Annotated in this window: 13 protein-coding genes and 1 rRNA gene; 5 read left to right on the forward strand and 9 right to left on the reverse strand. The window is 72.1% G+C overall.

Annotated elements, in window-relative coordinates; genetic code table 11:
- Window positions 1-60, reverse strand: a 16S ribosomal RNA gene (locus ACT2CW_RS45740); the annotation flags it as partial.
- Window positions 61-789: 729 nt separating this feature from the next.
- On the opposite strand from ACT2CW_RS45740, the gene trpS reads away from it, so the two are divergent.
- Window positions 790-1,809 carry a tryptophan--tRNA ligase gene (gene trpS / locus ACT2CW_RS45745; RefSeq protein WP_445520855.1) on the forward strand — a complete coding sequence of 340 codons (1,020 nt, stop codon included), beginning with the start codon at window positions 790-792 and terminating at the stop codon, window positions 1,807-1,809.
- Between the two features lie 51 nt (window positions 1,810-1,860).
- Here the strand turns inward: trpS and proC are convergent, their stop codons facing one another.
- On the reverse strand, window positions 1,861-2,670 hold the full coding sequence (proC, locus tag ACT2CW_RS45750) for a pyrroline-5-carboxylate reductase (RefSeq protein WP_138914509.1): 810 nt from the start codon (window positions 2,668-2,670) through the stop codon (window positions 1,861-1,863).
- Window positions 2,671-3,030: 360 nt separating this feature from the next.
- Window positions 3,031-3,369 carry a hypothetical protein gene (locus ACT2CW_RS45755; RefSeq protein WP_445520856.1) on the reverse strand — a complete coding sequence of 113 codons (339 nt, stop codon included), beginning with the start codon at window positions 3,367-3,369 and terminating at the stop codon, window positions 3,031-3,033.
- A 199-nt stretch (window positions 3,370-3,568) separates the two neighbouring features.
- Here ACT2CW_RS45755 and ACT2CW_RS45760 point away from each other — a divergent pair, with 199 nt between their 5' ends.
- Window positions 3,569-5,116 (forward strand): SulP family inorganic anion transporter, encoded by a 1,548-nt coding sequence (locus ACT2CW_RS45760; protein WP_445520857.1) that lies wholly within the window; start codon window positions 3,569-3,571, stop codon window positions 5,114-5,116.
- 134 nt (window positions 5,117-5,250) lie between these two features.
- On the opposite strand, the gene ACT2CW_RS45765 is transcribed toward ACT2CW_RS45760, so the two are convergent.
- Window positions 5,251-5,595, reverse strand: a complete 345-nt coding sequence (locus ACT2CW_RS45765; protein ID WP_445520858.1) for an SH3 domain-containing protein — start codon at window positions 5,593-5,595, stop codon at window positions 5,251-5,253.
- A 146-nt stretch (window positions 5,596-5,741) separates the two neighbouring features.
- On the opposite strand from ACT2CW_RS45765, the gene ACT2CW_RS45770 reads away from it, so the two are divergent.
- Window positions 5,742-8,012, forward strand: coding sequence for a protein kinase domain-containing protein (locus ACT2CW_RS45770; protein WP_445520859.1), 2,271 nt, complete (start codon window positions 5,742-5,744; stop codon window positions 8,010-8,012).
- A gap of 74 nt (window positions 8,013-8,086) precedes the next feature.
- Complete coding sequence (locus tag ACT2CW_RS45775; protein ID WP_445520860.1) at window positions 8,087-10,300, forward strand: protein kinase domain-containing protein; 2,214 nt, start codon at window positions 8,087-8,089, stop codon at window positions 10,298-10,300.
- 80 nt (window positions 10,301-10,380) lie between these two features.
- Here ACT2CW_RS45775 and ilvD read toward each other — a convergent pair whose 3' ends face one another.
- The 4 genes from ilvD to ACT2CW_RS45795 all read right to left on the reverse strand — a co-directional run bounded on the left by ilvD (window position 10,381) and on the right by ACT2CW_RS45795 (window position 14,941).
- On the reverse strand, window positions 10,381-12,231 hold the full coding sequence (ilvD, locus tag ACT2CW_RS45780) for a dihydroxy-acid dehydratase (protein WP_445520861.1): 1,851 nt from the start codon (window positions 12,229-12,231) through the stop codon (window positions 10,381-10,383).
- A 211-nt stretch (window positions 12,232-12,442) separates the two neighbouring features.
- The gene (locus ACT2CW_RS45785) at window positions 12,443-13,072 is read right to left on the reverse strand and encodes a TetR/AcrR family transcriptional regulator (RefSeq protein WP_445520862.1); all 630 of its coding nucleotides are present in this window, start codon (window positions 13,070-13,072) and stop codon (window positions 12,443-12,445) included.
- The gene (locus ACT2CW_RS45790; protein ID WP_164436974.1) at window positions 13,069-13,914 is read right to left on the reverse strand and encodes a sugar phosphate isomerase/epimerase family protein; all 846 of its coding nucleotides are present in this window, start codon (window positions 13,912-13,914) and stop codon (window positions 13,069-13,071) included. The genes ACT2CW_RS45785 and ACT2CW_RS45790 overlap by 4 nt, the downstream gene beginning before the upstream one ends.
- A 97-nt stretch (window positions 13,915-14,011) precedes the next feature.
- Window positions 14,012-14,941 (reverse strand): Ppx/GppA phosphatase family protein, encoded by a 930-nt coding sequence (locus ACT2CW_RS45795; RefSeq protein ID WP_164436972.1) that lies wholly within the window; start codon window positions 14,939-14,941, stop codon window positions 14,012-14,014.
- A gap of 150 nt (window positions 14,942-15,091) precedes the next feature.
- Between ACT2CW_RS45795 and ACT2CW_RS45800 the strand changes: the two genes are divergently transcribed.
- Entirely contained in the window at window positions 15,092-16,063 is a 972-nt protein-coding gene (locus ACT2CW_RS45800) for a hypothetical protein (protein ID WP_445520863.1), read from the forward strand.
- 263 nt (window positions 16,064-16,326) lie between these two features.
- Here the strand turns inward: ACT2CW_RS45800 and ACT2CW_RS45805 are convergent, their stop codons facing one another.
- Complete coding sequence (locus ACT2CW_RS45805) at window positions 16,327-18,063, reverse strand: BACON domain-containing protein (RefSeq protein ID WP_445520864.1); 1,737 nt, start codon at window positions 18,061-18,063, stop codon at window positions 16,327-16,329.
- Window positions 18,064-18,130: the final 67 nt, after the last annotated feature.

The raw sequence follows: 18,130 nt of genomic DNA on the forward strand, positions 1-18,130 counted from the left end.
TTGCATGTGTTAAGCACGCCGCCAGCGTTCGTCCTGAGCCAGGATCAAACTCTCCGTGAATGCCTCCGGGATATCCCGGTGAACACTGCACGAGAGCGGAACCACCAGAGGAATAATCCGATGGTTCACAGCGTCCTCGCTGTGTTTTTCTTCAAAGGAACCTCGTCCACGAGTGGACGGGGTATCAACATATCTGGCGTTGACTTTTGGCACGCTGTTGAGTTCTCAAGGAACGGACGCTTCCTTCGAAACCGTTTCACCGGTTTCTCCGGGCGCTTCCCTTCGGTGTTTCCAACCTTACCAGATCCGATTTCCGGTTCGTTTCCGATCCGAATTACGTTTCCGGCCCCCTGCTGGAGCGGGGTCTTTCGCGCCTTCCGGCGTGTCCACTACTTTAGCGGATTCCCCCGGATGCTCATAATCGAGTTCCCCAGTCCGAATTCCGGCATGCCGAAATCCATCCCGATGAGGGGCCGTGCAGTAGTGGTTTGCCGCCGGTGCGGCTCGATGGTCACCGCGTTTCCCCGCAGGGCCCCGTGGCAACTCGGTGAACACTACACGACGCCCCGAGGACCATCAAACCCATGGCCGGACCCCCCGTCAGGGCGTACTGTCTATGGCATGACGAGCGCATGTGTTCACCCACGGTGGTGGGCCGCCTGACGGCGGCCGCCCCTTTCCCCACATGCGCAACCACGGCCGCCGCTCCGGCGGCCGTTCGCGTTTCTCCCTCCCGCGAATCCCGGCCGGCCGGGCCGGCGGTCCCGACACAGCGGGAGACGCGGAGAGATGACAGAGACGAAGACGGCGGGGCGCCGGATCTTCAGTGGGATCAAACCGAGCGGGCATCTGACCCTCGGGAACTACCTGGGGGCCGTACGCCGGTGGGTTCAGGAGGACCAGCACCGTGCCGACGCGCTGCTCTGCGTCGTCGATCTGCACGCGCTCACCGTGGAGCACGATCCGGCGCGGGTGCGGCGGCTCACCCGGCAGGCCGCCACGCTGCTGCTCGCCTCGGGGCTCGATCCCGAGCTCTGCACGCTGTTCGTGCAGAGCCATGTGGATGAGCACACGCGGCTGTCCTATCTCATGGAGTGCACGGCCACCGACGGCGAGATGCGGCGGATGATCCAGTACAAGGAGAAGTCCGCGCGGGAGCGGGCGGGAGGGGGGAGCGTACGGCTGTCGCTCCTCACCTATCCGGCGCTGATGGCCGCCGACATCCTCGTCTACGGAACGCATGAGGTGCCGGTCGGCGAGGACCAGACGCAGCATGTGGAGCTGGCCCGGGATCTGGCGCAGCGGTTCAACCAGCGGTACGGACCGGTCTTCACCGTGCCCCGGGCCACCAGTCCGCGGGTCTCGGCGCGGGTGATGGATCTACAGGACCCGAGCTCCAAGATGGGGAAGTCGCACGCGGAGACGGCGGGCATCGTCTACCTCCTCGACGAGCCGGATGTGGTGCGGAAGAAGGTCATGCGGGCGGTCACGGACAGCGGCACCGAGGTGCGGTACGACCGGACGGAGCAGCCGGGGGTGGCCAATCTGCTGGACATTCTCGCCTCGTGCACCGATGGCAAGCCGGAGGTACTGGCCGAGGAGTTCGGCTCGTACGGGGCGCTGAAGGGGGCCACGGCGGAGGCGGTGCTGGAGGTGCTGCGTCCGCTTCAGGCCCGGCACGCCGAGCTGTGCGCCGACCCGTCGTATGTGGACGGGGTGCTGCGGGCCGGGGCCGAGCGGGCGCGTGGGCTGGCCCGGCCCCGGGTGGACGAGGCGTATGCGGCGGTCGGACTGCTGCCGCCAGCATGATCGGGCTGTTGCCGCCCGCCTGAGCGGAACAGCTCTCCGTCGGGCTCTTCGTCAGCTGTTGCCGGAGGCTAGCTCGCGGCTGCGGTCGCGGGCCGCCTCCAGCGCGGCGATCAGCGCGGCGCGCACCCCATGGCGCTCCAGTTCGCGGATGGCGTTGATGGTGGTGCCCGCCGGGGAGGTCACGGCCTCGCGCAGCTTGACCGGGTGCTGATCGCTGTCGCGCAGCATCACCGCCGCGCCGATGGCCGCCTGGACGATCAGGTCATGGGCCTTGTCGCGGGGCAGGCCCAGCAGGATGCCCGCGTCGGTCATCGCCTCGACGAGGAAGTAGAAGTAGGCCGGGCCGGAGCCGGAGAGCGCGGTCGCGGCGTCCTGCTGGGACTCGGGGACGCGCAGCGTCTTGCCGACGCCGCCGAAGATCGCCTCGGTGTGGGCGAGGTGCTCCTCGGTGGCGTGGCTGCCCGCCGAGATAACGGACATGGCCTCGTCGACCAGCGCCGGGGTGTTGGTCATGACCCGGACGACGGGGGTGCCGGCGGCCAGGCGCGCCTCGAAGAAGGAGGTGGGGATGCCCGCGGCGCCGGAGACGACCAGCCGGTCGGCGGGGACGTGTGGGGCGAGCTCATCGAGCAGGGCGCCCATGTCCTGGGGTTTGACGGTGAGGATGAGGGTCTCGGCGGCCTTGGCGGCCTCGGCGTTGGAGACGGCCTCGACGCCGTAGCGCGACCGGAGCTCCTCGGCGCGCTCGGGGCGGCGGGCCGTGACCAGCAGGTCGGACGGCGACCAGCCGCCTCGGATCATTCCGCTGAGAAGGGCTTCGCCGATCTTTCCCGTGCCGAGCACGGCGACCTTCTCCGTCATGGTGCGGCTCTCCTCATGCCTGTGCGGTATGCCTATGCGATATGCCTACGCGGTTCGTGCGTGTGCTGCGGAGGTGTTCTTCGCCATCCTCGCACGGGTGGCCCATTCCCCCTGGCTCTTATCGATTTCTTATTCATTGTTCGATGAATTAATTTTTCGCGCCATCCGGCGTGACGGGGAGGCGGCTTTGCGCCCGCGCCGACCAGGGCGCCCGGAACGAAACAGTCCTGTTCGATGACTCCGAGTTCACAAGTCGGTTACATATCGACTTGCAAATGGTCACAGTCTTATGGACACAATAGGGCTCGGTGTCTATACGTACGGGAAGGGGGCGATGGTGAGGACGATCCGGCATACCGCTCACGCACTGGTAACGGCGGTTGCCGTGTTGCTTGCCCTCTTCATCGCGGCTGATTGCGCGTCCGCGCAGGTCACCCATCCCGAAACGGTCAGCGCCTCCGCATCAGCCGATCCGCGGCCGACCACCGAATCATTGGTATCCGCGCACGGCGACCACGGAACTGAAGATTGCAAGGGGCTCCGCGGAAGGGCCCCGCTCACCGCTCCCACCCCGAGCGGCAAATACGGATGTGTGTGCGGTTGCGATGCCGGTGTTCCGGTGCCGCGTACCGCCATCTCCACCTCGGTCACCGGACGCCAAGCCGTTCCGGTGTCGAGATCGGGCGAATTGCCCGTCATCCTTCAGATCTTCCGCTGCTGAGAGCTACACCGCCGTGGCCCGGCGGTCCTCTCACGCACATCTCAACGCTTTTCACGCGTCTCGCAGCAAGCGATCTCAACCGCCAGCGACCGATTCCATCGATCCCACTGACGTAGCGCTATGCCGTGCCCCCGCCTGCCCATGAGCCGGTGACGGGGCGCACTGGAGGCAACCCTCATGCGAAATCTCCTTGACCGTTTCCGTGGTGCCGGAGGCACCTCAGGCTCATCCGGCGCCGGAACCTTCCGCGCCGACTTCACCGCTTCTCTCGTCGTCTTCCTGGTGGCCGTCCCCCTGTGCGTGGGGGTGGCGGTCGCCTCCGGTGTGCCGGCCGAGCTCGGCCTGATCACCGGCATCGTCGGTGGGCTGGTCACCGGCTTCCTGCCGGGCAGCAGCCTGCAAGTATCCGGCCCGGCCGCCGGTCTGACCGTGCTGGTCTACGAGGCCGTGGAGCAATACGGCGTCGCCGCGCTCGGCGTCCTCGTCCTCATCTCCGGACTGCTCCAGCTGGCCATGGGCGCGCTCGGCCTCGGCCGCTGGTTCCGGGCGATCTCCGTCGCCGTGGTGCAGGGCATGCTCGCGGGCATCGGCCTGGTGCTGATCGCCGGACAGCTGTACGCGCTCGCCGACACCAAGGCCCCGAGCAGCGGGCTCGACAAGATCTTCAGCATTCCGGAGCTCATCGGGGATGTGGCCGGTTCCGCGGATGCCCTGAAGGCGGTCGCCGTGGGCGCCGGGACCATCGTCGTCCTGGTGCTGTGGCCGCGCTTCCGCCAGGGTGCCAAGGTGCTGCCCGCGCCGCTGGCGGCCGTCGCGCTCGCCACGGCCGCGACCGCGATCTTCGACCTGCCGATCGCGCGGGTCGAGGTCAAGGGTCTGCTGGACGCCGTCCAGCCGCCCGGCGGCAGTGAGTTCCAGGCCCTCGCCGAGGTGGGCGTCATCGGCACCGTGCTCGCGTTCACGCTGATCGCCTCCGCCGAGAGCCTGTTCAGCGCCGCGGCCGTGGACCGGCTGCACGACGGCCCGCGCACCGACTACAACAAGGAGCTGATGGCGCAGGGCGCGGGCAACACGGTGTGCGGTCTGCTCGGTGCGCTGCCGATGACCGCGGTGATCGTGCGGAGCGCGGCCAATGTGCAGGCCGGTGCGAAGACGAAGGCGTCGCGGGTACTGCACGGTGTGTGGCTGCTGGTCTTCGCGGTGCTCTTCCCCTCGGCGCTGGGCATCATCCCGGTGGCGACGCTCGCCGGTGTGCTGGTGTACTCCGGCTGGAAGCTGATCCCGACCAAGGACATGGTGCCGCTGTGGAAGACCCACCGGGGTGAGGCGATCATCCTGATCGTCACCGCCGGCGCGATCGTGATCACCAATATGTTCGAGGGCGTGATCATCGGTCTGCTGATGGCCGTGGCCAAGACCGCCTGGGAGACCTCGCACGTGCATGTCGAGGTCAGCGGGCGCGAGGACGAGGGCGTCGACGGCGCCGGCTCTGGCTCCGGCGACAAGCCCCTGCGCGTCCGGGTGCGCGGCAACGCGACCTTCCTGCGGCTGCCCAAGCTGCTGGACGAGTTGGAGGGGCTGCCCCGTGAGCGCGAGGTGGAGCTCGACCTGACCGGGCTGCGCCATGTGGACCACGCCTGCGAGATGGCGCTGGCCACCTGGACCGAGCGGCACAACGCGGTGGTCAAGCGGGGCGCCGCCCTCGAGGAGCGGATCCCGGCGTAACCCATATATAGGGGGAGCCCCATATAGGAGGAGCCCCCCTTTCCGCCGCCCGGCCCCCGGCGCCGCACTCGCGGTGCCGGGGGCCGGCTGCGCTCCGGCCGGCGGGCTGTGGCTCAGCCGCAGGGCGCCGTGGCTCAGCCGCAGGGCACGGTGACGAAGCCGTCGCTGCCGGTCTTCACATACGCGTCGGAGACGTACTGGCCCGGAGCGATGCTGTCCCAGATGTCCGAGGTGCCGTACGGCCCCGAGACCTTCTCGCCGTGCCGCTGGCAGCGGATCGGGACCCGGCTGTTGTACGGCAACACCTTCACCAGCCGGTAGTTGGTGCCGGGCCCGCTGCGGACGTTCAGCTGGTAGCCGGGCGCGACCGGATAGGTGATCGCTCCGGCGGTGGTCTCCACGGTGTCCGCGACGGTGCCAGTGGCGGTGTCCGTGGCGTCGGTGGTGGCTACGGCATCCGCGGTCTCTTCGATGGCCATGTCGGCCCCTCCCCCGTTGAACTTCTTTCCGAAGTTGTGCACATGTCGTGTGAAGTGACACGACATGCGGAGGCTAACAAGGCTCGCACGTGTCATCGACTAGGCTCGCCGAGTCGCGAATGCGGCCGAACTCACGGGGGTGGGGCATGCCACCGGTGCACAGAGCCGGGACGGGCCCGGAAGCGGAGGATCCGGAGTACGCCGGGCAGTACCAGCTCGAGGCGCGTCTCGGATCCGGTGGCATGGGCGTGGTCCATCTGGCCCGCTCGCCCTCGGGGCGGCGGCTCGCGGTGAAGGTCGTCCATGCCGGGCTGGCCGAAGACCCCGAGTTCCGGGCGCGGTTCCGGCAGGAGGTGGCGGCCGCCCGGCGGGTCAGCGGCGCGTTCACGGCGCCCGTGGTGGATGCCGACCCGGAGGGGCCCAGGCCCTGGATGGCCACCCTCTACATCCCCGGCCCGACCCTCGCCGAACACGTCAAGCGGAGCGGCCCGTTGGCGCCGGACGAGACCGTGCGACTCGCGGCGGGGCTCGCCGAGGCGCTGCGGGACATCCATCGGGCGGGCGTGGTGCACCGCGATCTCAAGCCGAGCAATGTGCTGCTGGCGGCGGACGGCCCGAAGGTCATCGACTTCGGCATCTCCCGGCCGTCGGACAGCGAACTGCGCACCGAGACGGGGAAGCTGATCGGCACTCCGCCGTTCATGGCCCCGGAGCAGTTCCAGCGGCCGCGTGCGGTGGGACCGGCGGCGGATGTGTTCGCGCTGGGGTCGGTGCTGGTGCACGCCGCCACCGGGCGGGGCCCGTTCGAGTCCGAGAGCCCGTACATCGTGGCGTACCAGGTGGTGCACGACGAGGCGGATCTGGCGGGGGTGCCGGATGAGCTGCTGCCGCTGGTCCAGCGGTGTCTGGCCAAGAACCCCGAGGACCGCCCCACGCCCGACGCGCTGATGACGGTGTTGCGCGCTGTACGCGGACCCCAGTCGGCGGTGCCGCGCGGATCCGTTCCGCTGGTGCCGCAGCAGCGGACGCCGGAGCCGCACTCGCTGCCGGGTGTGCGCTGGGGGCAGGACGACGGCGGCACCACCGATACGCATGTGAAGGCGGCTCCCGAGCCGAAACCGGCCGCGGACCAGCCCGAGTCGGTGCCGGACCAGCCCGAGTCGGTGCCGGGCGAGCCCGTGGCGCGGCGCCGGGGGATCCGGCGGTGGGCCCTCTCCGGGCTCGCGGCCGCCGTACTGCTCGGCGCGGGCACGGTCGCCGCACTGCGCCCGTTCGACGGTACGGACTCCTCCGGTGGCGGCCGACCGCGCATCAGCGCGGCGACCGCGGAGGCGTGGCGCCCCTGGGCGACCGGGCTGGACGTCGGAAAGGCAGCGGGCTCGGGGGCGCGGCCCGCGTTCTGCTCGTACGGAGCGGGCGCGCTGTACTGCGCCCGGCGCGGTGTCGAGACCGCCCGGGTCGATCCGGACGACGGCCGGGTGGTCTGGTCGCGGCCGTCCGCGGCGGCGCGCCCCGGGGACGGCGCGACGATCTCCGCGCCCGTGGTCGCGGGCGGCCTGGTGCGGACGGTGTCCCCGGACGGCGGGCGGCTGCGGGCGCTCGACCCCACGACCCACCGCGTCCGCTGGAGCCGCGATGTGTCCCGCTACCAGGGCGGGGTCTACTCCTCGGGCGACACCGTGCTGCTGGTCACGCCGGACGGCATGGTCACTTCGGTGAACGGGACGACGAACAAGGAGCGTTGGAGCCACCGGCTGCCCGGCCACGCCCGACCCGTCTTCTTCTCGTACGGCGACGGCCGCACCGCGTACGCCGTGACCACCGCGGGCGACGGCTCGCACACGCTGGTCACGGCGGTGGACACGGTGCGCGGTACGACGCGCTGGCACGCCTCGCTCGGCGGCAACCTCACCCCGGCCGGAAGCGGCCCCGATGGCGTGCTGCTGCTGACCGAGACGGACAGCCGGACCAGTACCACCGCCGTGGTGCGCTACGACCCGGAGCGGCGCTCGGCGCGGCGGGTCGCGCTGTCCGCGCCGGTGTCCGCGATCAGCGCCGTCACCAGCGGCGACCGAGTGTATGTACTGGGCACGGACGGCGGGTTGGTGGCCGTCGACACCGCGCGCGAGGGGGCGGCGCGGGCGCGGCTCTGGCGCGTGGAGACCTCGGTCTCCAACGCCTCGCCGCTGGTGGCGGCGGACGGCAGGCTGTACTTCTCGGCGGCGGACGGCCGGCTGCTGGCCGTGGACGCCCGGCGGGGCGAGGTGATCGGCGAGACCCGCTCGCGCGGGGGCGCGGCCGGTCAGGGCTTCCTGGATCTGATGCCCGCACCGGTGGTGGCGGACGGCAAGGTGTTCGCGACGGCCCCGGACGGCACGCTCTTCGCCGTGGACGGGCGGAATCCGGCCGGTTGGTGAGCGGCGTCACGGGCCCCGGCGCGAGCCCGGCCTAGAGTGACCGCCGGATCGTGGGTCGGTGGGAGAAGACAGGAATGGCACTGCGCGCCGGGGACCCGGAGTCCATCGGAGGCTACGCACTCGAGCGGCGGCTCGGCCGTGGCGGGATGGGCACGGTGTATCTGGCCCGGTCGCCGTCGGGGCGGCGGCTGGCGCTGAAGGTGGTGCATCAGCAGTTCGCCGACGACGACGAGTTCCGGGTGCGGTTCCGGCAGGAGGTCGCGGCCGCCCGGCGGGTCAGCGGCGCGTTCACCGCCGCCGTCGTGGACGCGGACCCCGAGGCCGTGCTGCCGTGGATGGCGACCTCGTACGTCCCCGGCCGCACTCTCGCCGAGCAGGTCGCGGCGGACGGTCCGCTGCGCGGCGCCGCGTTGCGGCGGCTGGCGGTCGGGCTGGTCGAGGCGTTGCGGGACATCCACCGGGCGGGTGTGGTGCACCGGGATCTGAAACCGGCCAACATCGTGCTGTCCGACGAGGGGCCCCGCGTCATCGACTTCGGCATCTCCCGGGCGGCCGACCACCAGACCCTGACCATGACGGGCCGGGTCATGGGCACGCCCCCGTTCATGTCGCCGGAGCAGCTGCGCGATCCGCGTGAGGTCGGCCCGGAGTCCGATGTGTTCTCGCTGGCGACGGTGCTGGTGTACGCGGCGACCGGCCAGAGCCCGTTCGACGCGGACAGCCCGTATATGACCGCCTATCACGTGGTGTACGAGCCCCCGGCGCTGGACACGGTGACCGGGCCGCTGCGTGACGTGGTCGGGGACTGCCTGAGCAAGGAGCCGTCCGCGCGGCCCGGTCTTGACGAGCTGCTGGACCGGCTGCGGACGCTGCCCGAGGACGATGGTGACGACGGTAAGGGCGGTGACGACGGGCGTAAGGACGACCGTGACGACCGTAAGGACGTCACGGACGGCGGCACCAGTGGGGCCGACGAAGACAACGCCGCCGTGCCGACCGAAGCCGGCCGTGCGCCGGGCCGCGCCCAACTGACGCGCCGCCCCTTGGTGTCCGCCGCGACTGCCGCGGGCCTGGTCGCCGCGATCGTGGGGACGATCGTCTTCCTGCGGGCCGGGTCGGGACCCGAGGGCGAGCCGGACGCCCGCCCCACCACCCGCGCATCGGCGAACGGCTCGCTCCCGTCCGGCTGGCGCCCCTGGCAGCGCACCCTCGCCGGGCCCGGCACCGACATCGTGACCAGCGCCGATGGCGCGCCGCGCTCGGTCAGCGGGCCGACCGGCCGCCGCTGTCTGCCCTCGGGCACGGATCTGTACTGCGGCGGTTCCGGGATCCCCCTGACCCGGCTGGACGTCCGGGGGCGGGTGGCCTGGCACCGGTCGACGGAGCCGAGCGAGCTGATCGGAGTGGCCGGCGGTCTTGTGCTGGGCACCGTGGAGAAGTCGGACGGCACGGCCAGGCTGGAGGGCTACCGCACCAGCGACGGTGAGCGGGTCTGGCGTACCGACATCGGCAGCGCGTACCAGGGGGCGGTGTTCCGGCGAGGAGACCATCCGGCCGTGCTCACCCAGAGCTGGGACGAGGAGACCTTCCAGGCGGTGGACGTGCGCACCGGCCGCACGCTCTGGTCGCGCCGGGTCGGCCACGGGCTGACCTGTGGCCCGGACGTGGTGTCCGGACGCCCCCTCGCCGACTGCGGAACGCTGGAGGACCGGGGCGACCCGGCCGTTCCGAACGGGCTCTACACCCTCTCCCCCACCACGGGGGCGCCCCGGCGGATCGGCACTCTCTTCGCGGGCTCCTTCCTCGCCGAGCGCTCGGGCGACCTGCTCTATCTGGAGCAGCGCGAGCACGACACCGACGACTACACCGATCTGGTCTTCCTCGGCGCGGACGGGGGACGGGAGCGCCGGGTGAAGCTGCCCGCGGGGCTGTCCGCCCGGCAGATCACGCCCGCCCTGGTGGGCGACACGCTCTACTTCGTCCGGCAGAACGGCGAGGTCACCGCCGTCACGACGGCCGGAAAGCGGCTGTGGAGCAAGGCGACGCAGGTGGAGTGGCTGGGCCCGCCCGTGGTGTCCGGGCGCCGGAACGCCCTGTATCTGGCCACCGCCGCGGGCCGGGTGGTCGCGCTGGACCGCCGGGACGGCCGGGTGCTGTGGCGGACCAAGGCGCGTACGGATCCTGGTGGCGTCCCCGCCGAGCTGAGCTTGAGCGGGGACGCGCTCACCACGGTCTACGGATACGACACCCTGGAGGCGTCCGGGATGGACGTCGGCCGGGGCGGCTGACGCGCGAACGTTACCCGGGGCGGCTGACGGCCCCGCGAGGTCAGCCCGGGTGGCCGAACGTCAGCCTGGGCGGCCGAATGTCAGCCCAGCTGGCTGATGTCGCGGACCGCGCCCTTGTCCGCGCTGGTGGCCATCGCCGCGTAGGCGCGCAGCGCGGTGGACACCTTGCGCTCGCGGTTCTTCGGGGCGTAGACCCCACCGAGCTCCTCGCGGCGGGCCGCCAACTCCTCATCGCTCACCAGGAGTTCGATGGAGCGGCCGGGGATGTCGATGCGGATCCGGTCGCCGTCCCGGACCAGGGCGATGGTGCCGCCGGACGCCGCCTCCGGCGAGGCGTGGCCGATGGAGAGACCCGAGGTGCCGCCGGAGAAGCGGCCGTCGGTGACCAGCGCACAGGCCTTGCCCAGGCCCCGGCCCTTGAGGAAGGAGGTCGGGTAGAGCATCTCCTGCATGCCGGGGCCGCCCTTGGGGCCCTCGTAGCGGATGACGACCACGTCGCCCTCCTTGACCTGCTTGCCCAGGATCCGCTCGACGGCCTCCTCCTGGGATTCGCAGACCACGGCCGGGCCCTCGAAGGTCCAGATGGACTCGTCCACGCCCGCGGTCTTCACCACGCAGCCGTCGACGGCCAGATTGCCCTTGAGGACGGCGAGTCCGCCGTCCTTGGAGTAGGCGTGCTCCATGTCGCGGATGCAGCCGCCGGCGGCGTCCGTGTCCAGCGAGTCCCAGCGCTCGGACTGCGAGAAGGCGGTGGCGGAGCGCTTGCAGCCGGGGGCCGCGTGCCACAGCTCGACGGCCTCGGCGGACGGCGAACCGCCGCGCACGTCCCAGGTCTTGAGCCAGTCGGCGAGCGAGGAGCTGTGCACGGAGTGGACGTCCTCGTTCAGCAGCCCGCCGCGGAACAGCTCGCCGAGGATCGCCGGGATGCCGCCCGCGCGGTGCACGTCCTCCATGTAGTACGTGCCGCCGGGGGCGACGTTCGGGGCGACCTTGGCGAGGCACGGCACCCGGCGCGAGACCTCGTCGATGTCCTTGAGGTCGTAGTCGAGACCGGCCTCCTGGGCGGCGGCCAGCAGGTGCAGGATCGTGTTGGTCGAGCCGCCCATGGCGATGTCGAGCGCCATGGCGTTCTCGAAGGCGGCGCGGGAGCCGATGGAGCGCGGCAGAACCGTCTCGTCGTCCTGCTCGTAGTGGCGCTTGGTGATCTCCACGACCGTACGGCCGGCGGTCTCGTAGAGCGCCTTACGGGCGGTGTGGGTGGCCAGCACCGAACCGTTGCCCGGCAGGGAGAGGCCCATCGCCTCGGTCAGGCAGTTCATCGAGTTGGCGGTGAACATGCCGGAACAGGAGCCGCAGGTCGGGCACGCGTTGTTCTCGATGCGGAGGATGTCCTCGTCCGAGACGGTCTCGTTGACCGCGTCCGAGATGGCGTTGATCAGGTCCAGCTTGCGGACGGTGCCGTCGACGAGCGTGGCCCGGCCCGCCTCCATGGGGCCGCCGGAGACGAAGACGGTCGGGATGTTGAGCCGCATCGCGGCCATCAGCATCCCGGGGGTGATCTTGTCGCAGTTGGAGATGCAGATCAGCGCGTCGGCGCAGTGCGCCTCGACCATGTACTCCACGGAGTCGGCGATCAGGTCGCGGGAGGGGAGGCTGTAGAGCATCCCGCCGTGGCCCATGGCGATGCCGTCGTCCACGGCGATGGTGTTGAACTCGCGCGGAATGCCGCCCGCCGCGTGGATCGCCTCGCTGACGATCCGGCCCACCGGCTGGAGGTGGGTGTGGCCGGGCACGAACTCGGTGAAGCTGTTGGCCACGGCGACGATCGGCTTGCCGAAGTCCTCGCGCGCTACGCCGGAAGCCTGCATAAGGGCGCGGGCGCCCGCCATGTTGCGGCCGTGGGTGACGGTGCGAGACCTCAGCTCGGGCACGGTGCTCGGCTCCCTCGTGATACGTGCGTCCTGCGGATCGGATCGGAGTCTTCTGAGCCTACGCCTGTGTCCATGGATCCGGATGGTCCGTCCGGATCCAGAGACGGCCGGGTCACGGAGCGGAACGGGTCGATCAGCTCTCGGTCAGCGATCGGCCCGTTCGTGCCCGGCCCGTTCGCACCGGACCCGTTCGCACCGGACCGGTCCGCGATCAGCTCTCGGTCAGATAGCGCTGGAGGGTCGGCCCCACCATGGCCACGATGTCGTCCGCCTCCGCCGAGGCCACCGGCTCCATCCGGATCACATACCGCAGCAGCGCGATCCCGATCAGATGCCCGGCCGCGAGCTGGGCCCGGAACTCGGGGTTCGGGACGTCCAGCTCACCCGCCATCCGCACCAGCACCCGGCGCTCGATCATGCCGCGCAGCACCGCGGCGGCGGTCTCGTTCGTCAGCGCCGAGCGCATCACGGCGAGCAGCGGCAGCCTGCTGACCGGGTTCTCCCAGATGCCGAACATATAGCGGGCCATCCGCTCGCCCGCGCCCTCCCGGCTGCCGTGCACCGCGTCCGGGACGCCCATGGCGGGGGCGAAGATCAGCTCGATGGCCGCCTCGAAGACCTGCTCCTTGGTGCCGAAGTAGTGGTGGACCAGCGCCGGGTCCACCTCCGCGGCCTTGGCGATGCCGCGGATCGAGGTCTTGTCGTAGCCGCGCTCGGCGAACTCGTTGCGCGCCGCGATCAGGATCCGGTCGCGGGCGGCGGGGCCGTCGGAGGCGCTCGTACGGGCCGGGCGGCCACGCTTGCGCGGGGGTGTGGCGGACCCGGATGCGGCGGCGGTCATGAACCGGGCACCGCCCTGCGCCGCCGGGTGGCCGAGGTCGGCGACGCGAGGTGCAGCCGGGTGAAGGCCAGGGCCTCCGCCAGATCGGCCTCGCGCTCGGTCGTGGACATGGCACGCCGGGTGTTGACCTCGACGACCACATTGCCGTCGAATCCGCCGACCGCGAGCCGTTCCAGCAGCTCGGCGCAGGGCTGGGTGCCGCGCCCGGGCACCAGGTGCTCGTCCTTGTTGGAGCCCTGGCCGTCGGCGAGGTGGAGATGGGCCAGCCGGTCGCCCATGCGGTCCACCATCTCCAGCGCGTCCGTACGGGCGGTGGCGGTGTGCGACAGATCGATCGTGAAGTGGCGGTAGTCGTCCTGGGTGACGTCCCAGCCCGGGGCGTACGCGAGCATCTCGCGGTCGCGATAGCGCCACGGGTACATGTTCTCGACCGCGAACCGCACATCGGTCTCGTCCGCCATCCGCCAGATTCCGCGGACGAACTCGCGGGCGTACGCCCGCTGCCATCGGAACGGCGGGTGGACCACGACGGTCGACGCGTCGAGCTTCTCGGCCGCCGCCCTCGCCCGCTGGAGCTTCACCCACGGGTCGGTCGACCAGACCCGCTGGGTGATCAGCAGACAGGGGGCGTGCACGGCGAGGATCGGCACCTGGTGGTAGTCCGAGAGCCGACGCAGCGCCTCGATGTCCTGGCTGACCGGATCGGTCCACACCATGACCTCGACACCGTCGTAGCCCAGGCGTGCCGCGATCTCGAAGGCCGTCGCCGTCGACTCCGGATAGACCGAGGCTGTGGACAGCGCGACCTTCGCATCCGGGATGCGCACCACTGGCTCTGTCACGAGGGACAGCGTACGGCGGCTGCTCTCCGCAACCGAACCGCGGCGGCCTTTGCGGCTGAACGGCCGCCGTTTTCCGGCCCCGGTCACGCTACTCGGGTCAGGTGGGCAGATGGTCCAGGCGGCGGAGGATCACGCCCTCGCGCAGCGCCCACGGGCAGATCTCCAGCTGGTCCACGCCGAACAGGTCCATCGCGGCCTCCGCCACCAGCGCCCCCGCCGTGAGCTGTCCGGCCCGGCCCTCGGAGACCCCGGGCAGCTGGGCCCGCTCCTGGGTGGGCATGGTGGCCAGCTTGGGCACCCACTCCTCCAGCGCCCGGCGGGTGAGCCGGCGCTCCACGTAGAGCCCCTCGGCGGAGCGCGCGGCGCCGGTGATCCTGGCCAGCTGCTTGAAGGTCTTGGAGGTGGCCACCACATGGTCCGGCGCCCCATGACGGCTGAAATCGCCGACGCTCCGGGCGATCTCGGCGCGCACATGGCGCCGCAGGGCCCGTACGTCCGCCGGGTCGGGCGGATCGCCGGGCAGCCAGGCCCCGGTCAGCCGGCCGGCCCCGAGCGGCAGCGAGACCGCCGCGTCGGGCTCCTCGTCCATGCCGTACGCGATCTCCAGCGAACCGCCGCCGATGTCCAGGACCAGCAGCTTCCCCCTGGACCAGCCGAACCAGCGGCGGGCGGCCAGAAAGGTGAGCCGCGCCTCGTCCGCGCCGCTGAGCACCTGGAGCCGTACGCCGGTCTCCTCGGCGACCCGGGCCAGGACCTCATCGGCGTTGGACGCCTCGCGGACGGCGGAGGTCGCGAACGGCAGAACCTCCTCGACACCCTTGTCCTCGGCCGCCTCCAGGGCCTCCCTGACCGTCGCGATCAGGCGGTCGACGCCGTCGGGGGCGATGGCTCCGTGCCCGTCGAGGAGTTCGGCGAGCCGCAGCTCGGCCTTGTGCGAATGCGCGGGCAACGGGCGCGCGCCGGGGTGGGCGTCCATCACGAGCAGATGAACCGTATTCGAACCCACGTCGAGGACACCGAGTCTCATGACGTGAACGCTACTGCTCCCCCCTCGATGTCATGCACAGGTCCCCCGGGATCGCGCGCGGGTGCCGCGCAGGAGCGGCGCAGGAGCGGCGCCGGAGACGTGCCCGGTCCCCACCTCCGGCTTTCCGCCGAAGGCGCCTACCCTTGCACCGTGGCAAAGACGAAAAAGGCGAAGCAGGACAAACGCCGGAAGGCTGCCCAGGAGTGGGCGGCCGAGGAGCCGATGTCGTCCGGCGCGGAGGGCGCCGAGGCCGCCCAGGACGCCCCGGGCGCCCCGGGCGCCCCGGGCGCCGAGGACGAGGTCGGTCTGGACTTCGCCCGCGCATGGGTCGAATTCCCCGATCCGGCCGACGACGAGCAGCTCTTCCGATGCGATCTGACCTGGCTGACCTCCAAGTGGACCTGCATCTTCGGCCAGGGCTGCCAGGGCATCCAGGCGGGGCGGGCCGACGACGGCTGCTGCACGCTGGGCGCGCACTTCTCGGACGAGGACGACGAAGCGCGGGTCGGACGCCATATGGCCCGGCTGACCCCGGAGATCTGGCAGTTCCACGACGAGGGGCACGCCTCGGGGTGGGTGCAGGAGGACGAGGATGGCGAGCGGCAGACCCGGCGCCACAAGGGCTCGTGCATCTTCCAGAACCGGCCGGGCTTCGCGGGCGGCGCGGGCTGCGCACTGCACATCCTGGCGCTGCGGGAGGGGCGCGAGCCGCTGGAGACCAAGCCGGATGTGTGCTGGCAGCTGCCGGTGCGCCGGTCCTACGACTGGATCGACCGGCCGGACGACACCCGGGTGCTGCGGATCACCATCGGCGAGTACGACCGGCGCGGCTGGGGGCCGGGCGGCCACGACCTGCACTGGTGGTGCACCTCGGCCACCTCGGCGCACGGCGCCGGGGAGCCGGTGTACCGGTCGTACCGGCCGGAGCTCATGGAGCTGATGGGCAAGGCGGGGTACGACCGGCTGGCCGAGCTGTGCGAGCAGCGCATGGCATCGTCACTGCCGCTGCTGGCGCCGCATCCGGCGGACCCGGGCGTTCCGGTGGTTCCGGTTGACCCGGGCGTTCCGGTGGACCTGGCGGATCCGGCGGATCCGGCGGATCCGGCCGGCCCGGCCGACTGACGGCGCGTCTACGGGGCGTCCGGCGGGCCACGCGGCGGAGCCGCGTAGCGGTGCTCTCCCCTCCCCGCCCCTTCCCGCAACTGGGGCTCCGCCCCAGACCCCGGGGTCCATGGGCGAACTGCCGTCGATCGCCTGCGGCGCCATCGTGGCTAGTTGCGCCCACGCGGCGGAGCCCCGCGCCCCCAGGGGTCCAGGGGCGGAGCCCCTGGTTACGGGAAGGGGCGGGGAGGGGAAGATCCGCCCCCGTCGCGTCCGGGCCGCCGTCAGCGCCTCGCCGCCGGCGAGCCCGAGGGCGTCGGGGACGGGGCGCTTGGGGTCGGGGTCGGGTGGTCGGAGGGGGTCGTGGGGGTGGGCGTGGGGTCGGGGGGCGTGCCCCGGCCCTCGATCAGGACCACCGCGCCCGCCGGGTCCACCGAGACCCGCGCGCTCCAGTGCCCGGCCGGCTCCCGGTCATGGTCCACCGAGACCGTGACGGTCGTGGAGTCGCCGGGCCGCAGCACCCCCGCCGTGTGGTTCAGCTGGAGCCAGGGCGCCCCGGCGGAGGCCGACCAGTGCACCGGTGAGCCGCCGGACGCGGTGAGGGTGATGACCGTCACATCGCCCTCGGGGTGGGCCGTGACCGTGAGCCGCCCCGGCCCTGGCGCGGGCCGGGAGGGTCCGGAGCCGTCCGCGGGGTGGCCGCCACCGGCCGGGGAGCGGTCGAGGTGGGATGCCTCGCCGCCCTTGTGCCCCGGCCGCTCCACCACCCCGTCCGCGTCGATCACCTCGACCGACACATCCGACGCCCCACGGCCCGCCTTGGCGCCGCGCGGGCCGGAGCCGATCCGCGTGCCGGAACGGTCCTGCGCGCCGCCCGTCTGCTCGTACGAGCGCCGGGCGGGCCGGTCCTGACCGGCCGGGGCCTGGTCCGCGCCGTCCGCGTCGGCGGCTGCCACCGAGTCCGTGTCGCGCTCGTCACCGGCGAGCGGGGCGCCCCGGTAGGCGGCCCAGAGGGCGAGCACCGGGGCCGCCACGACCGTGGCGACCACCGTGGTGGTCAGCACGCGGCCGCGCATCCGGCTGCGGCGGGCGGCCCGGTCCTGGGGCTCCAGCGGAAAGCCGCGCCGGTCGAACCGGGGCCCGGCGCCCGCGCGGGCGGGCCGTCCGCCCAGCGTGCCCAGCAGCGCGGCGTGCACGGCGACGCGCGGGGCCTCCACCACCGGCAGCGCGGCGGGCGCGGCCGCCGTACCGGGCCAGGGCCCGTCGGCCGTGGCGCGCTCGGCCATCCGGCGGCACTCGCGGCAGTCGTCCACATGGCGCACCAGCTCACGGCGGAGGGCGGCGGAGAGCAGCACCTGGGTGTCGCCCGCGAGCCGCGCGACCACCGGGCAGTGGCCGAGCTCGACGACGGCGAGCGCGGCGCGGGTCCGCTCCACCTCGCAGGCGGCGCTGGAGAGCAGGGCGCGGGTCTCCTCCTGGTCCTTGCCGAGCACGGCGGCCACCTCGGCGGGGCCCAGCCGGTGGCGCACCGCGAGCTCGAGCGCCTCGCGCTGCTCGGCGGAGGTCCCGGCGGCCTCCGGCCAGGCCAGCGCGGCCAGTTCGCGGCGGCGCTGGGCGGCGATGGGCTCGGGCAGCTCGGCCCCGGAGCCGGCCCCGCCCCCGGCGCCGTCGCCCGGGGTGTCCGCCCCCGTACGGCCGCGGCGCTCGGCCAGTTTGCGCAGACAGGCCCAGCGGGCGACCGCGTAGAGCCACGGGCGGGACAGCTCGCCCTCCGCGGCCACCCGGCCTCGGCCCCGCCCCCGCCCGGTGCGGCGCTCGGCCACCGCCAGTACGTCGCCCACCGCGACGGCCGCGGCGTCGTGCTCGCACAGGGCCGACAGGCAGTACGTGAACAGGCCGTCCAGGTACGGCTCGTAGCGTTCCGGAGGCCGCTGGGGGCGGGTGGTGGTGGAGCGGGGCGCACGGCGCCGCGCCCGCTGTGCGCCGGTGGTCTGTGTCGAGTGCTCGGACCTGCTGCTCATCACCCGGCGACGGTAGGCGGATGATGCAGACTTCCTCGCGCCACTTGCGCTGTTTTAACCCTTACGG

It is taken from the genome of Streptomyces sp. NEAU-174 (assembly GCF_052665095.1).

What these genes read in the sequence shown, in the direction of transcription:
- trpS (WP_445520855.1), top strand. Translation starts at nt 790, where the DNA reads ATGACAGAGACGAAGACGGCGGGGCGCCGGATCTTCAGTGGGATCAAA.
- proC (WP_138914509.1), bottom strand. Translation starts at nt 2,670, where the DNA reads ATGACGGAGAAGGTCGCCGTGCTCGGCACGGGAAAGATCGGCGAAGCC.
- ACT2CW_RS45755 (WP_445520856.1), bottom strand. Translation starts at nt 3,369, where the DNA reads ATGACGGGCAATTCGCCCGATCTCGACACCGGAACGGCTTGGCGTCCG.
- ACT2CW_RS45760 (WP_445520857.1), top strand. Translation starts at nt 3,569, where the DNA reads ATGCGAAATCTCCTTGACCGTTTCCGTGGTGCCGGAGGCACCTCAGGC.
- ACT2CW_RS45765 (WP_445520858.1), bottom strand. Translation starts at nt 5,595, where the DNA reads ATGGCCATCGAAGAGACCGCGGATGCCGTAGCCACCACCGACGCCACG.
- ACT2CW_RS45770 (WP_445520859.1), top strand. Translation starts at nt 5,742, where the DNA reads ATGCCACCGGTGCACAGAGCCGGGACGGGCCCGGAAGCGGAGGATCCG.
- ACT2CW_RS45775 (WP_445520860.1), top strand. Translation starts at nt 8,087, where the DNA reads ATGGCACTGCGCGCCGGGGACCCGGAGTCCATCGGAGGCTACGCACTC.
- ACT2CW_RS45785 (WP_445520862.1), bottom strand. Translation starts at nt 13,072, where the DNA reads ATGACCGCCGCCGCATCCGGGTCCGCCACACCCCCGCGCAAGCGTGGC.
- ACT2CW_RS45795 (WP_164436972.1), bottom strand. Translation starts at nt 14,941, where the DNA reads ATGAGACTCGGTGTCCTCGACGTGGGTTCGAATACGGTTCATCTGCTC.
- ACT2CW_RS45805 (WP_445520864.1), bottom strand. Translation starts at nt 18,063, where the DNA reads ATGAGCAGCAGGTCCGAGCACTCGACACAGACCACCGGCGCACAGCGG.